This is a genomic window from Streptomyces sp. BYX5S (assembly GCF_054724165.1).
Genome location: NZ_CM138829.1, coordinates 8,017,172 through 8,031,698, shown reverse-complemented (window position 1 = coordinate 8,031,698; position 14,527 = coordinate 8,017,172). Strand labels below are relative to the sequence as shown.

Annotated in this window: 12 protein-coding genes and 1 tRNA gene; 10 read left to right on the top strand and 3 right to left on the bottom strand. The window is 70.9% G+C overall.

Annotated features, from left to right (window positions below):
• Positions 1-78: 78 nt before the first annotated feature.
• On the bottom strand, positions 79-1,668 hold the full coding sequence (locus ACYBSK_RS36270; protein WP_460244623.1) for a metallophosphoesterase family protein: 1,590 nt from the start codon (positions 1,666-1,668) through the stop codon (positions 79-81).
• A gap of 58 nt (positions 1,669-1,726) precedes the next feature.
• Here ACYBSK_RS36270 and ACYBSK_RS36265 point away from each other — a divergent pair, with 58 nt between their 5' ends.
• From ACYBSK_RS36265 to ACYBSK_RS36240, 6 genes are all read left to right on the top strand, one after another.
• Positions 1,727-2,077: a metallopeptidase family protein gene (locus ACYBSK_RS36265; protein ID WP_460244622.1), complete on the top strand. Its 351-nt coding sequence runs from the start codon at positions 1,727-1,729 to the stop codon at positions 2,075-2,077.
• Between the two features lie 162 nt (positions 2,078-2,239).
• A complete protein-coding gene (locus ACYBSK_RS36260; RefSeq protein ID WP_460244621.1) occupies positions 2,240-2,785 on the top strand; it encodes a hypothetical protein in 546 nt (181 codons plus the stop codon).
• A gap of 226 nt (positions 2,786-3,011) precedes the next feature.
• Entirely contained in the window at positions 3,012-5,243 is a 2,232-nt protein-coding gene (locus ACYBSK_RS36255) for a DEAD/DEAH box helicase (RefSeq protein ID WP_460244620.1), read from the top strand.
• Positions 5,244-5,480: 237 nt separating this feature from the next.
• On the top strand, positions 5,481-7,898 hold the full coding sequence (locus ACYBSK_RS36250; RefSeq protein WP_460244619.1) for a FlgD immunoglobulin-like domain containing protein: 2,418 nt from the start codon (positions 5,481-5,483) through the stop codon (positions 7,896-7,898).
• 70 nt (positions 7,899-7,968) lie between these two features.
• Positions 7,969-9,465 (top strand): amino acid permease, encoded by a 1,497-nt coding sequence (locus ACYBSK_RS36245; RefSeq protein ID WP_457481472.1) that lies wholly within the window; start codon positions 7,969-7,971, stop codon positions 9,463-9,465.
• 100 nt (positions 9,466-9,565) lie between these two features.
• Positions 9,566-9,638, top strand: a tRNA-Lys gene (locus tag ACYBSK_RS36240).
• 323 nt (positions 9,639-9,961) lie between these two features.
• Here ACYBSK_RS36240 and ACYBSK_RS36235 read toward each other — a convergent pair.
• Together ACYBSK_RS36235 and ACYBSK_RS36230 are read right to left on the bottom strand one after the other, a co-directional pair.
• Positions 9,962-10,282 (bottom strand): 4a-hydroxytetrahydrobiopterin dehydratase, encoded by a 321-nt coding sequence (locus ACYBSK_RS36235; RefSeq protein ID WP_460244618.1) that lies wholly within the window; start codon positions 10,280-10,282, stop codon positions 9,962-9,964.
• A 3-nt stretch (positions 10,283-10,285) separates the two neighbouring features.
• Positions 10,286-11,530, bottom strand: coding sequence for a Twin-arginine translocation pathway signal (locus tag ACYBSK_RS36230; RefSeq protein WP_460244617.1), 1,245 nt, complete (start codon positions 11,528-11,530; stop codon positions 10,286-10,288).
• Between the two features lie 181 nt (positions 11,531-11,711).
• Here ACYBSK_RS36230 and ACYBSK_RS36225 point away from each other — a divergent pair, with 181 nt between their 5' ends.
• The 4 genes from ACYBSK_RS36225 to ACYBSK_RS36210 all read left to right on the top strand — a co-directional run bounded on the left by ACYBSK_RS36225 (position 11,712) and on the right by ACYBSK_RS36210 (position 14,387).
• Positions 11,712-12,098 (top strand): hypothetical protein, encoded by a 387-nt coding sequence (locus ACYBSK_RS36225; protein WP_460244616.1) that lies wholly within the window; start codon positions 11,712-11,714, stop codon positions 12,096-12,098.
• A gap of 25 nt (positions 12,099-12,123) precedes the next feature.
• Positions 12,124-12,291, top strand: coding sequence for a hypothetical protein (locus ACYBSK_RS36220; RefSeq protein WP_460244615.1), 168 nt, complete (start codon positions 12,124-12,126; stop codon positions 12,289-12,291).
• A gap of 316 nt (positions 12,292-12,607) precedes the next feature.
• The gene (locus ACYBSK_RS36215) at positions 12,608-13,483 is read left to right on the top strand and encodes a DUF488 family protein, N3 subclade (RefSeq protein ID WP_460244614.1); all 876 of its coding nucleotides are present in this window, start codon (positions 12,608-12,610) and stop codon (positions 13,481-13,483) included.
• 88 nt (positions 13,484-13,571) lie between these two features.
• Positions 13,572-14,387, top strand: coding sequence for a hypothetical protein (locus ACYBSK_RS36210; protein WP_460244613.1), 816 nt, complete (start codon positions 13,572-13,574; stop codon positions 14,385-14,387).
• The last annotated feature ends 140 nt before the right edge of the window (positions 14,388-14,527 follow it).

Here is a 14,527-nt window from a genome sequence, read left to right as displayed (position 1 = left end):
TCGGCCCGCCTGCGCGCTTCGCAGCGCGTCGGGGACGTGAGAAGCATATGGGATGCGGGGAGCTATCGCCAAAACGGTTTACGGGGAGCTCTCCGCGGGGCTCGGCGACGGGGTCGCGCCGGGCTGGTTCTCCTTCGGCAGATGACGGCTGACCTCGGCCTTCGTCAGGCCCAGACCGCCGAGCCGGATCTCGTCCCAGGCCTGGAGGCGCTTGGTCGTGCGGTCCAGGTAGAGGACCGACGCCTCGACCGGGTCGGGGTGGCCGTTCTCGTTGTCGACCGCGCGCAGTCCGCTGCCGCCCGTCGACCCCTCGATGCGCAGCCGGGTGCCCAGCGGCAGCAGTTCCATCTCCTGGTGGTGGATGTGCCCGGCCAGGGCGAGCGGCACCTCGCCGTCCACCTCGCGCGCCGCGACCGGCTCGTGGGCGAGCGCGATGTCGACCGGGGTGCCCGCCGCCTTCTGGTCGCGCAGCGCCGAGGCGAGCCGGATGCCGGACAGCCGCACGGCCGGGTCGCCCTGGGCCTTCGTCGCCCGGTCCGGGGTGTACTGCGGGTCGCCCATCCCGGCGAAGCGCAGGCCCGCGACGTCGACCGCCCTGCCGTCGTCGAGGACGTGGACGTTCTTGAAGCGCTTCTTGTCGGAGAGGTACTTCTGCGTCGCCTTCTTCGAGTCGTGGTTGCCGCGGATCCAGACGTAGGGCGCGTTCAGGTCCTTGATCGGGTCGAGGAAGGCGTTCTCGGCCGTCGAACCGTGGTCCATCGTGTCGCCGGTGTCGACGATCACCGAGATCCGGTACTGCTCCACGAGCGAGGCGATGATCTTCCACGACGCCGGGTTCAGATGGATGTCCGACACGTGCAGCACACGGATCGTCGAGGGGTCCGGCTGGTACGCGGGGAGCGTGGACGTCGCGTCGTACAGCTTCGTCACGTTCGTGACGAGGAGCGCCAACTCCTTCTGGTACGCGTCGAATTCCGTGACGATCGAGCGGGCGCTGCCGACCACGGAGGGCGCCGAGGAGAGCAGGCCGGAGAACTTCGGCTCCAGGACCGACTCCGGGTTCCACGTCGCGTACGCCGTGCCGCCCGAGGCCGCTAGGAGGGCGAGGGCCAGGCCGCCGGCCGCCAGGGCGCGGCGCGGGCGGCGGTAGACGACGAGGCCCAGCGTCGTGGCGCCCGCGACCACCGCCACGCAGGAGCGCACCGCCAGGTCGACCGTGCCGTGCTCGACGTCGCGCGCGACCTCGTCCTGGAGGCCGGAGAAGCGCTCGGGGTGGTCGACCAGGGCCTGGGCGCGTGCCGGGTCGAGGCGGTCCACGTCGACGTCGAGCCGGATCGGGGCCGTGTGGGAGCTGAGCTCCAGGGCGCCGAGCGGCGACACGTTGATCTTCGTACCGCCCGAGAACGACGGGCGCAGCGTCATCTTCGTGTCCATCGGCCCCACCGGCGTGCGCACGCTGCCGACGATCAGCAGGCCGAGCCAGGCGCCGAGCAGTACGACGGCCACCAGGCCCAGGGCGCGTACGTAGGGGTGCGGGGGGTGGACCAGCTCCACGACCGGGTGGGGGTGCCGGTCGCGGTAGTGGCGCAGCAGCGCCGACGGGGCGGCGCGTGCGCCCCGTATGCGGCGTCGGAGCAGGTGCATGGCGGCGGCGGGCGAGCGGGCCATTGCTGCCGTATGCCCAAGTGCGCGGGTGGATATGCGGGTTGTACCGGACAATGGGCGTGTGCTGGAGATGACGCGCGAGACGTTCGAGGAACTGGTCGCCGAGGCGCTCGACCGGATCCCGCCCGAGCTGACCCGACTGATGGACAACGTGGCCGTGTTCGTGGAGGACGAGCCGCCCGCCGAGGACCCCGAGCTGCTCGGGCTCTACGAAGGGACCCCGCTCACCGAGCGGGGCGAGTGGTACGCGGGGGTGCTGCCGGACCGGATCACGATCTACCGGGGGCCGACGCTGCGGATGTGCGAGTCGCGGGAGGACGTGGTCGCGGAGACCGAGGTGACCGTGGTGCACGAGATCGCGCACCACTTCGGGATCGACGACGCGCGGCTGCACGCGCTCGGTTACGGGTGAGGTTCCCGCGCCGGTGCCTCCTGCCGGGGCGGTTCGCGTATCCGCACTGATTGTGGGGGCTTTGTGCGGTGCTCGTGCGGCGCGTGTCCTCGCGAGGGAGACGGAAGTTGGAACCGGTACCCCCCAAGGTCACTCCGTCCCGTGCACCGGAGGTGCTCGCCCGTGCGCCAGCTGTCCGTATCGTCACGCGCCCTGTCGTCCAGTGCGCTCCGAATCGGCCGGCTGGCCGCGACCACGGTGGCCGTCGCCGCGGCCGCCGGCTGCATGAGCGTGGGCGCCGACGGCGGCACCGCGGCCACCCACTCGCCGCCGCAGCGGGGCTCGGGCGCCGCGCCCGACGGCGGCACCGAGGTCTCCCAGGGCGGGACGCAGGCGGGGGCGCGCGCCGGGCGGGCCTCGGCGACGCCCAGCGCGCCCCCCTCGGCCACCGCCTCCACCACGCCGTCCGCGGCGTCCTCCGCGCCCACGAGGACGTCCACCTCGCCCTCCGGGCCCGGGTCGGGCTCCGGTTCGCCGTCGCGCAGCGAGTCGGTGACGCCCTCGCAGCGGCCGACCTCGCCCAGCGCGCCGGACACCCCGTCGCCGACGGAGCCGACCGCCGAGCCGTCCTCGTCGCCGCCCACCGCCGAGCCCTCCTCCTCGGCGCACGAAGGGGCCACGGGGGAGCAGGCCAACGAGCCGCAGCCGCGGGCCGGGGACCCGGTCTGAGCCCGTTGTGACCGGGGTCTCAACGAGCCGGTTTGCCTCCGGGGGTGGGGGGTGCGTATGGTGGTAGATCGTTTGATCCCATTTGCCCGGCGCCGTCAAGAGAGCGCCGCGTGGCGCGTACTCTCCCTTGCCGTGGCTGGACCGCATTGAGGCGGTCGATTTGCTGAATTGCGAATACACGGAGTTGCGGGCGCGTGCCGAGACTCCGGAAGGTTTCGCATTTCGCATGTCCATTTCCACTGAAAACATCGCCGACCAGGCCATCGAGAACGCCGGCGACGTCGAGGCCGTCGAGAACGAGACCGTCGAGGTCATCGAGAACGACGAGCCCACCCTGACCTTCGCCGACCTCGGTCTGCCCGAGCCGGTCGTGCGCAAGCTCGCGCAGAACGGGGTGACCACCCCGTTCCCGATCCAGGCCGCGACCATCCCGGACGCCCTGGCCGGCAAGGACATCCTCGGCCGTGGCCGCACCGGCTCCGGCAAGACCCTCTCGTTCGGCCTGCCGACGCTCGCGCGTCTGGCCGGTGGCCGCAGCGAGAAGCACAAGCCGCGCGCCGTCATCCTCACCCCCACCCGTGAGCTCGCGATGCAGGTCGCGGACGCCCTCCAGCCGTACGGCGACCAGGTCGGCCTGAAGATGAAGGTCGTCTGCGGCGGTACGTCGATGGGCAACCAGATCTACGCCCTGGAGCGCGGCGTCGACATCCTCGTCGCCACCCCGGGCCGTCTGCGCGACCTCATCAACCGCGGCGCCTGCGACCTGAGCAACATCGAGGTCGCCGTCCTCGACGAGGCCGACCAGATGTCCGACCTGGGCTTCCTGCCCGAGGTCACCGAGATCCTCGACCAGGTCCCGGCCGGCGGCCAGCGCATGCTCTTCTCCGCCACCATGGAGAACGAGATCAAGACGCTCGTCACCCGCTACCTGAACGACCCGGTCAGCCACGAGGTCGACAGCGCCCAGGGCAACGTCACGACGATGTCGCACCACATCCTCATCGTGAAGCCCAAGGACAAGGCGCCGGTCACCGCGGCCATCGCCTCCCGCAAGGGCCGCACGATCATCTTCGTCCGCACCCAGCTGGGCGCCGACCGCATCGCCGAGCAGCTCTGCGACGCCGGTGTGAAGGCCGACGCGCTGCACGGCGGCATGACGCAGGGCGCCCGTACCCGCGTCCTCGAGGACTTCAAGAAGGGCTACGTCAACGCCCTCGTCGCCACCGACGTCGCCGCCCGCGGCATCCACGTCGACGACATCGACCTGGTTCTGAACGTGGACCCGGCCGGCGACCACAAGGACTACCTGCACCGCTCCGGCCGCACCGCCCGCGCGGGCCGCTCCGGCACGGTCGTCTCCCTGTCGCTGCCGCACCAGCGCCGCCAGATCTTCCGCCTCATGGAGGACGCGGGCGTCGACGCCGGGCGTCACATCATCCAGGGCGGCGCCGCCTTCGACCCGGAGGTCGCCGAGATCACCGGCGCCCGGTCCATGACCGAGGTCCAGGCCGAGTCGGCGGGCAACGCCGCGCAGCAGGCCGAGCGCGAGGTCACCAGCCTCACCAAGCAGCTGGAGCGCGCGACCCGTCGCGCCACCGAGCTGCGCGAGGAGGCCGACCGCCTCACCGCCCGCGCCGCCCGCGACCGCGGTGAGGACGAGGAGGGTGTCGCCGCCGCCGTCACCGCCGCGCAGGAGGCCGCCGCCGAGCAGGCCGCCCAGGCCGCCGCCGCTGCCGCCGAGGAGGCGCAGCGCCAGGAGCGCGCCGAGCGTGCCTCCTACGAGCCGCGTCAGCGCCGCGACGACCGGGGCAACTTCGAGCGCCGCGACCGCGGTGGCGACCGTGGCGGTGACCGCGGTGGCTTCCGTCGCGACGACCGCGGCGGTGACCGTGGTGGCCGTTCCTTCGACCGCGGTGGCGACCGCGGTGGGTTCCGCCGGGACAACGACCGCGGTGGCGACCGTGGCGGCTTCCGTCGCGACGACCGCCGTGACGACCGTGGCGGCCGCTCCTTCGAGCGCCGCGACGACCGCGGTGGCGAGCGTGGCGGTGACCGCGGTGGCTTCCGTCGCGACGACCGCGGCGGTGACCGTGGTGGCCGTTCCTTCGAGCGCCGTGACGACCGCGGTGGTGACCGTGGCGGTGACCGGGGCGGCTTCCGCCGGGACAACGACCGCGGTGGCTTCAACCGTGACCGCGGCTTCAACCGCGACGACCGTGGCGGCCGCTCCTTCGAGCGCCGCGACGACCACCGCGGCGGCGACCGTGGCGGCTTCCGCCGCGACGACCGTCCCTCGGGCCACCGGGGCAGCGACCGCCCGTTCAACCGCGACCGCCGCGACGACCGCCCCTCCGGCGGCCACCGTCCCTACGGCCGTCGTGACGACCACCGTGGCGCCGGTTCCGGCTCCTTCGGCGGCCGCCGTGACGACAAGCCGCGTTGGAAGCGCAACGGCTGATCCCGGCTCGCAGCACTGAGTGAGAGGGCCCGTACGACACCCGACCAGGTGTCGTACGGGCCCTCTCGCATGTCCGCGCCCACCCGTCACGACCCGCGCGTCCGAGGGCGGGTGACCTGGTTTGGCGGCCGCTGCACCTTTCGTTCAAGTGATCGAATTCTGTGTCTCTGCTGTGCTACGTTCCGCGGCCCGCGCGGGTGATCAATGTCGCCTGCCGGATACCTCAGGAGGTGCTGAGTGGTCTCCAGCCACAAGCAGAGATCCGCACGTACACGGCGCGCAGGAACCATCGTCCGAGGCGGTGTCGCCGCCTCGCTGGCGCTGGCCGCCGGGGCCGGAGCCCTGCCGTTCCTGCTGCCGAGCGCGTACGCCGACACGGCCCCGCTCACCGTCGACGCGCCCGACCGCCATCTGCCGCGCGGCAACACGCTCTACGCGGCGGGCCCCGACGGGCAGTTGGAGCGGACCGAGCCCGACGGGCCGGGCACCGGACTCGGCCGGTACCGCTGGGTGCCCACCGAGGGCGCCCCGGTCGACCTCGGCACGCAGGAGCAGGCCGAGGCCGGGGCCGTGAGCGGCGCCGGATCCGACACGGTCGGCGTGTACGACGAGGCCGCGGGCACCGTCGTCCTCAAGGACATGAAGACCGGCACGTCGGCCGGGATCAAGGTGCCCGCGGGGCAGAAGTACCTGGGCACGTACGGCTCCGCCGTGCTGACCGGCATCTGGGCCGACGGCGCCGAGCGCGGGGACCTGCACGTCCTGCGCGCCGACGGCGCCGGCGGCACCGCCGACACCCCGGTGTCCGGGCTCGACGCGGGCGCCATGGCCGCCCACACCGTGCAGGGCGGCGACGCCACCACGCTGGTCGTGCACTACTTCGTCGACGGGTACGGCCCCTCGCTCGGACTGCTCGACCTGGAGAGCGCGAAGATCACCGCGTCGCTCGGCGGCGCGAGCGCGAACGACGACTCGGCGGCGGTCCTCACCGCGGACCGGATCGCGTACTACAACGACGACAACTTCGGCGTGCGCGTCTGGGACCGGGCGCAGCCCACGAAGGCGCCGACGCTGGTCCCGGTCCCGATGTCCGACTACACGAAGGAGGACCTGGGCAAGCCCGTCATCGGCCTGTCCGGCGACTACGTCCTCCTCGCCCGCCGGCCCGTGACGCTGCCCGACGCGGACATCCGCGTCCGCCTCGGCACCGCGCTCAAGGCGTACCCGCTGGACGGCGGCGCCCCCACCACCGTGCTCGCGCACGCCCGCCCCCGGATCGTGCAGGCGCCCGACGGCGGCGCGCTGGTGACCGGCGGCACGGACAGCGGCGACTGGGCGGTGCGCAGGATCGCCCCCGGCGCCGATGGCGCGCCCACCGCGACGACGGTGCGCGCCGTACCGCCCAAGCCCGGGAAGGTGACCGCGCTGTCGCTGGCCGCGGGACGGCTCACCACCGCCGAACCCGACAGCCGCCCCCTGCCCGCCGTGGCCCAGCGCGGCGGCATCACGCTCGGCGCCGCGCCCTCGGCCGGCACCTGGAAGCCGGTGGCCGAGCCGGACGGGTCGGACCAGAAGCAGTACGCCCGGTACGCGGACACCCGGCCGCTGAGCACCGGCGACGGGCACTCCGTGATCCTCGCGAACGACGGCGGCAACGGCCGGCTGGAATCCGCCGACGCCGACGGCGAGGTCACCGACCTCAACGCACTGACCCACGCCCCGACGGGTGCCTGGGGCGACGGCACCGAGGTGCTCTCGGCCTCCGGCCCGTACGCGGTCTACGGCCGGCCCGGTCAGGAGGAGGACAAGTACCTCGTCGACCAGGTCGCCGGCGGTTACCGCGTGATCGAGGGCGCGAGCGCCGCGGCGGTGTGGGGCAGTGCCCTGTGGGTCATGGACGGCTTCACCCTGAAGGGCACCGGCCTCACCGACGGCCCGAGCGACACGGCCGACGTGTCCGCCTGCCCGGCCAAGGACCTTCAGGCGGTGGGGCGTTGGGTGTACTGGGAGTGCGTGTCCCCGTACGAGTCCGAGCCCGTCGTCGTTTACGACACCGTGACCGGGAAGCGGATGGCGCTGCCGCACGCGGGCGAGCTCGGCGACGGGTACGTGGTCTCGTACGACGCCGGCACCCGCCGCGTCGAGGTGACCGACTTCCACGACGGCACCGTCGCCGAGCCGCGCACGGTGGAGGAACTGCCGGCCGACCCCGGCGTCGAGGTGCCGGTGAGCGCCGACCCGTACGGCGGTGAGCTGGCCTACGCGATCGGCGGCGGCCGGGTGCGCGTGGTCGACAGCGGGGTGCCGACGTCCGCGGCGCGGCTGATCGCGGAGCACTCCGAGCCCTCGGTCGACGTGTCCGACAACTCCATCGACCGGACCTGGGCGGGTTCCTGGCTGCTGTCCAAGCCGGTCATCGGGGCCGAGGCCGAGATCGTCGACGCGAACGGGCGCGTGGTGCGCACGCTCACGCCGACCGTCCGCGACGCCGCGCTCTCCGTGACGTGGGACGGCAGGGCCTCGGACACCCGCTACGCCGCCAACGGCACGTACACCTGGCGGATCAGCGGCGCACCGGCCGACGGGGACGGCGCCGGCCTCTCGGCGACCGGAACCTTCACGCTCAGCGGTGGGGGCCGCAAAGCCCAGCCCTGACGGGCGAGTTGAGGATTTCTGGTCCTCGTCCGGCGCATGTCGGGCCCCCGGCGGGGGAATCGCTGGGGGCATGACAAGTGATGCCAGCAGAGCCACTGACGCGCAGCAGTCGGCCGTGGTCGCGGGCTCCGACGAGGAGCGCCTCGCCCAGCTCGGCTACACGCAGGTCCTCGCCCGGCGCATGTCGGCCTTCTCCAACTACGCCGTCTCCTTCACGATCATCTCCGTCCTCTCCGGCTGCCTCACCCTCTACCTCTTCGGCATGAACACGGGCGGCCCGGTCCTGATCACCTGGGGCTGGGTCGGGGTCGGCCTGATGACGCTCTTCGTGGGCCTGGCGATGGCGGAGATCTGCTCGGCGTATCCGACGTCGGCGGGGCTGTACTTCTGGGCGTACCGGCTGGCGCCGGAGCGGAGTGCGGCGGCGTGGGCGTGGTTCACGGGATGGTTCAACGTGCTGGGTCAGGTGGCGGTGACCGCCGGCATCGACTTCGGCGCGGCGTCCTTCCTCGGGGCGTACCTGAACCTCCAGTTCGGCTTCGAGGTGACACCGGGCCGCACGATCCTGCTGTTCGCCGGGATCCTGCTGCTGCACGGCCTGCTCAACACCTTCGGCGTCCGCATCGTGGCGTTCCTGAACAGCGTCAGCGTGTGGTGGCACGTCCTCGGGGTGGCGCTGATCGTGGGCGCGCTGGCCTTCGCGCCGGACAGCCACCAGTCGGCGTCCTTCGTGTTCGGCGAGTTCGTGAACAACACGGGCTGGGGGAGCGGTCTGTACGTCGCGCTGATCGGGCTGCTGATGGCGCAGTACACGTTCACCGGGTACGACGCGTCGGCGCACATGACGGAGGAGACGCACGACGCGTCCACGGCGGGCCCGAAGGGCATCGTGCGGTCGATCTGGACGTCGTGGATCGCCGGGTTCGTGCTGCTGCTGGGCTTCACCTTCGCGATCCAGTCGTACGACGGCGCGCTGAACTCGCCGACGGGCGCGCCCCCGGCGCAGATCCTGCTGGACGCGCTGGGCGCGACGGCGGGCAAGCTGCTCCTCCTGGTGGTCATCGGGGCGCAGCTCTTCTGCGGCATGGCGTCGGTGACGGCCAACTCCCGCATGATCTACGCGTTCTCGCGCGACGGGGCGCTGCCGTTCTCCCGCGTGTGGCACACGGTGAGCCCGCGCACCCGGACCCCCGTCGCGGCGGTCTGGCTCGCGGCGGCCGGCGCGCTGGTCCTCGGCCTGCCGTATCTGATCAACGTCACGGCGTACGCGGCCGTGACCTCGATCGCCGTCATCGGCCTCTACATCGCGTACGTCATCCCGACGCTGCTGCGGCTGCGCAAGGGTGACGCGTTCGAGCGGGGGCCGTGGCACCTGGGCCGCTGGTCGACGGCGATCGGCGTGGTGGCGGTGGCCTGGGTCGGCGTCATCACGGTCCTCTTCATGCTGCCGCAGGTCTCCCCGGTCACCTGGGAGACCTTCAACTACGCCCCGGTCGCGGTCCTCGCGGTCCTCGGTTTCGCCGGTACGTGGTGGGCGGTGTCGGCCCGCCACTGGTTCCTGCGCTGACACTCCCTCCGCCACGAGATCCCCGCTATCCCGATACCCGATCGGCCTCCCGGCCTCGGCGGGCTATGCTCGGGGGTGCGTCGGCTCGGGTCGGCGCGGTGGACCCTTAGCTCAATTGGCAGAGCAGTGGACTTTTAATCCATTGGTTGTGGGTTCGAGTCCCACAGGGTCTACGTGTGCGGGAGGAGGGTTTACCCCCTCTGACCTGCAATTGAGCGCTCGGGTCGACTTCGGTCGGCTCGGGCGCTTCTTTGTTGGCGAGCCGTGCGTGGGCGATGCGGGAGCGGGTGGGGCTGAAGCGGGCCGGGCGGGTGGTTCCGGAGCGGCGGGCTTCGGCACGCGGGAGCGGGGGATCAGGCGTGTCGCCGCCACGCCACAGTGTCAAACGCGTCCGCCCGTCCTGATGTTTCCCTGTCGGCATCCACGGCGCCCTTGCAGTCGCGATATCGCCCGCGCCGCTGACCACGTTGGAGGAGACACTTTCGCGAGGTCCGACCTATCGGTCGAGCGGCTCGGCTCCGTGAGCCCGTGCGATGTCGTCGATCCGGTGAGCCAAGTCGAAGTCCGCGGCGGTCAGCCTGTGGCCCGCATCGTGCGTGGTGATCCCGAAGCGAATCGTGTCCCAGCGCAGGTCGATGTCCGCGTGGTGTCCGATGAGCCGTTCAACGTCGGCCACGTGCACGATCAGCGCGACACCACCGTGGTACCGGATGCCGAACGTGCGCGTGATCTCGTCGCCGTCCCGGCGCCACCCGGGCAGGCCGTCAAGCGCGATCACGATCTCGTCCTCGGTCAGCGGCACCGGGTTCTCGGCCACGCTTCAGCTCCCCTCGATCACGGGCGCCAGGGCCTCGGCAAGCTCCTGGCCAATCGGGGCATCGTGCCACGGGCGCATCGCGTGGTGAAGAGTGCCGAGTTCACGCCGCATGCGGGCCGATCTGGTCTCCACCGCGATGTCGGCGACGGCCCGCGCGATGTGCACGGCCTGATCGGGATCGCCTGCATCGGCTGCGGCCGTGGCCTGTCGGGCCAGGTAGACCCCGCGGTCCCGACGCGCCGTTTCCGGGACACCGCGGAGGACCTGGTCCCACAGGGCGCCGGCCTCGCGGCCGAGACCGAGGCGCCCGTAACAGGTGGCGCGCTGCACCTCCAGGTAGCCGGGGGTGCGGCGGCAGGCGTTGCCCCAGGGAAGGTCGTCATCGACTCGGGAAAGCAGCCGATCGGCGTCGTCGAGCAGCCGGTCGACCGCACTGCGATCGTTGGTCAGGCTCGCACCGTGGGCCTGCTGCTGTCGCGCCATGATCCTGACTTTCGGGACCAGCTGCTGCTCGTCTTCGAGCGCTGCCTCACACAGGTCGATGACGGCGTGACCATCGCCTAGATCGGTCCTCACCTGGGCTTGGTTCACCAGGCTGTAGCCGACCAGGTGCGGATCGCGGGACCGCATGGCGATCTCTTGGGTGACGCCTCGCCAGAAGCTCGCGCCCTGCATGTCACCGGCGTCCTGATAAAGCCAGCCGACCAGTGCCGCATAGGCCGCGCCCACCCGGAGCAGACCGTTTCGGGTCTCGCCCTTCGCCGAACGCAGGAGCTTGTCGATGAGCTGGTACTGGGCGCTCACCGTGCCGATCAGGTCGTGCGGCCCGAGGAGCATGTCGGCGCGGTAGTGGCCTTCGAGTTGCTCCTGAAAGTACGGGACCAGGGCGGGGTCGACGTGCTGCCGCGCAACCGGCCCCGGGACCAGGGCGGCAGCGGTGACCAGGCCGAACTCGCGACGCTTCACCTTTTCCTCTTCGTGGTGTTCCGGTCGGAGCCACCCCGGCGGCGTGGTGAACCCGAGATCCTCGGGCCAGCGACCGAGCGCGTCATGGATCACGATGGCCGTTTCTTCGTTCGGCCACCCAGGGCGCTCGCCCTCCCACCGCCGCCACGTGCGCGCGGACACGGTGAAGTGCCGGTCGTCGAGGAGCTGTTGGCCGTGCACGCTCAGCGCGGCTGCGGCCTGCTCCACAGTCCGCCAGCCCTTGCCGAGGCGTGCGGCTCTCAGCGCATCATTGCGGCTCACACGTGCAGTCTGAAGTGTCATCGCGCCCGCTTCCGGCCATGGCCGCAACGTGGCCGCACATGGCCACGGTCTGACCTAGTCCCGCTTCACCGTGCGTAGCAATCATCCTGCTGTGAGCAGCAGACGTGCACCGAACGCGAGAGAAGACGCCACCCCGGGTGGTCCGGCCCGCGATACAGACGTGCGGGTCGGTCTTCCTGCCGAGGAACCCATCGAGTACCAGCTGGTCCGCGCCGTGGTCCGGAAGGCCGAGGAACTGGTGCTGTCCGAGACGAGCCGCCAGGGCCTGGACACGGACAGCGAGCTGCTGACGGAGCTGGTGCAGCGGATGATCCGAGAGGACTACCCCGATCAGCGCCCCGCCACGATGGCCGTGTTCCGTTCCGCGTACCGCGTGCTGAGCTCTCCTGCGAATCCGACGTCGCTCGACAGCGACTACCTCGTGTACGCGCACGTGAAGAACCTTGCGCGCGCCGCTGGCGCCCTCGTGGACGTACTCGATCCGCCCGGACCCGCCGCCGAGTTCGTCGCCGGGCCAGGGCTCCCGCCTGAACGCCGACTGCCCTAAGCCCCCTGCCCCGTGGAGGACCGAGATGCACCGCCTGATTGCCAGCCCGTTCCTCGGCAAGTACCTGCTCGTACGCCCTGGCCACCCCGCGAGTGTCCGTATCCCCGTGCTGGCTGCCGCGACCGTGGACCGGGCCGCCGCCCCAGACTGGCTGCGGGACGCGGCCCGCCGAGCCATGGGGCATGGACCTTGACCATCCTCTCGACACGGACCTGCTCGTACGCGAGCCCTCCGAGCACCCCTACGGGCGGGCGTCTTGGGTACGGCCAAGTGCGCGTTCGCCGCCGCCAACTCGGCTCTGTGGCGGGAGATCGCCGAGGAGTCCCCGACACCGTGGAAGCGCGGGATGAGCCGGCACGCCGCCGCGTTTCACGAAGTACATGGCCACGGCCTCCTAGAAATCCACTCAACGTGCCTGCTCAACAACCAGGCCGAAGACGGGAGGACGTCGCAACCATCGCGTACAACAGGCGCTACTAGCCCCGCAGCGACCGGCAGGTCAGGGCATCGTGGCCATCCATCCGATGCGCGACGCGATCAAGGTGCTCGTCGAGCGGACCGATCGCCGAGATCGCTCCGGAGCCGAAGCGGGGACCGCGACCGGGTACTGCTCTCTCTACTGGCCGTGGCCCGCCCCTGCCGATGCGCCCGCGGCGAACCACTTCCCGATCAGCCTTTCCCCACTAGGATCCCGGTCCATGGCCGATCGCCCCTTAACTCCTTCCAATGCCTCTCCCATGCGGACTCTGGCCGCTCGCGTACGCGCACTTCGCGACGAACGCGGATGGACGCCCGAGCGGCTGGCAAAAGAGGCCGGCATCCAGCCCGCGACGCTGGCACGCCTTGAGGGCGGGGGAGCGATTCAGCCAGGTTTCTTCACCGTTGGTGCATTGGCCGAAGCGCTCGGAGTCTCGCTCGATGAGCTGTTCCGGCAGGCGCAGGGCGCAGCGGCTGGTTTGTGGTCGGTCGGGTACGAGGGGCGGGACATCGACTCCTTCGTGGCTTCCTTGAAGGACACGCAGATCAGCATGGTCGCCGACGTCCGACTGACCCCGATCAGCCGCAAGCCCGGCTTCAGCAAGACCCGGCTTGGAAACGCCCTCGACGAGGCGGGTATCGGCTACGCGCACCTCCGTGGCTTGGGGAACCCGAAGGACAACCGCGCCCCGTTCTGGGAAGGGCGCGTCAGCGAAGGCCGAGCACGCTTCCGCAGTCTGCTGCGGACGGACGCTGCCCGGGCCGACCTCGACCGACTCGCCGAACACGCAGCTCAGGCCCGGGTTGCGGTGCTGTGCTTCGAGAAGGACGAGCAACGCTGCCACCGTCAGGTCGTACTGGAAACCCTGCACAAGCGCGCATCACTGCCTGTCGCTCCCTTGGCCTGACTTCAACTACCGTGCCGGTCGGCACTCTTGCACGTGTCAGCACTGTCATTTCCAATCTGGTCCAGATGGCATGGACCGGGGGTGGGGCATGGCAGGTGCGTGGCAGCGAGCGCGGATCATGATTACGGTCAAGACGTATCCGGAGTTGTCCGCGAAGTATCGCGAGACCAGTTGCGTCGCGGGGATACGGCTGGACCGCAGCACCCCCGAGCACGTCCGCCTCTTCCCCGTTCCCTTTCGGCTCCTGGAAGAGCAAAGCCAGTTCGCGAAGTACGCGATCGTCGAGGTCGACGTACGCCGGCACCAGCAGGACTCACGGCCCGAGAGCCTGCGCCCGAACCTGGAAACCCTCAAAGTCGTCGACAGGATCGGCACGCACGACGGCTGGCGGGAGCGCTACTCGTTCGTTCGTCCGTTGATCGCCCCGTCGCTGTGCGCCATCAAACGGGACCAGGAAGAGCACGGCACGTCCCTCGGCGTCTTCCGCCTCGTGGACACCGTTGATTTCCGTCTGCAACCCGCCGAACCCTGGCCCGTGTCCAAGGCTGCCCTGGCCGATCAGATGGATCTCCTCGACCAGGACCTACGGCAATTGGAATGGGTGCCCCTGGAGTTCCGCTACCGGTTCAGGTGCGGAGGCTCCCGCTGCACCGGGCACGACCTGGCGCTCCGGGACTGGGAGGCCGGTGAGTCGTACCGAAAGTTCCGGCGCCAGTACGGGGAGCAGGGTGTCGAGGAGAAGCTGCGCGAGCGCTGGTACACCCGGATGTTTAATCCGGATCGGGCTGTCCACTGTTTCGTCGGAAACCTTGCCAAGAGGCCCAAGACGTTCATGCTGCTAGGGCTGTTCTATCCGCGTCGGGACATCGTGGAGAACTACCAGGAAGACCTGTTCTCCCTGTGAGAGAAGTGGCCCGCAGTGCGTGAGTGGACGTAGGAAACGTGGTGGGGCGCCGTGGGTGGTTACGGGCGGGGCAGCAGATCACGTCCCCCGGTTTCGGATTGCGTGCAATCAGGCGTGGCGGTGTAGCGGATGGGGGCGCC

What these genes read in the sequence shown, in the direction of transcription:
- ACYBSK_RS36270 (WP_460244623.1), bottom strand. Translation starts at nt 1,668, where the DNA reads ATGGCCCGCTCGCCCGCCGCCGCCATGCACCTGCTCCGACGCCGCATA.
- ACYBSK_RS36255 (WP_460244620.1), top strand. Translation starts at nt 3,012, where the DNA reads ATGTCCATTTCCACTGAAAACATCGCCGACCAGGCCATCGAGAACGCC.
- ACYBSK_RS36245 (WP_457481472.1), top strand. Translation starts at nt 7,969, where the DNA reads ATGACAAGTGATGCCAGCAGAGCCACTGACGCGCAGCAGTCGGCCGTG.
- ACYBSK_RS36220 (WP_460244615.1), top strand. Translation starts at nt 12,124, where the DNA reads ATGCACCGCCTGATTGCCAGCCCGTTCCTCGGCAAGTACCTGCTCGTA.
- ACYBSK_RS36210 (WP_460244613.1), top strand. Translation starts at nt 13,572, where the DNA reads ATGGCAGGTGCGTGGCAGCGAGCGCGGATCATGATTACGGTCAAGACG.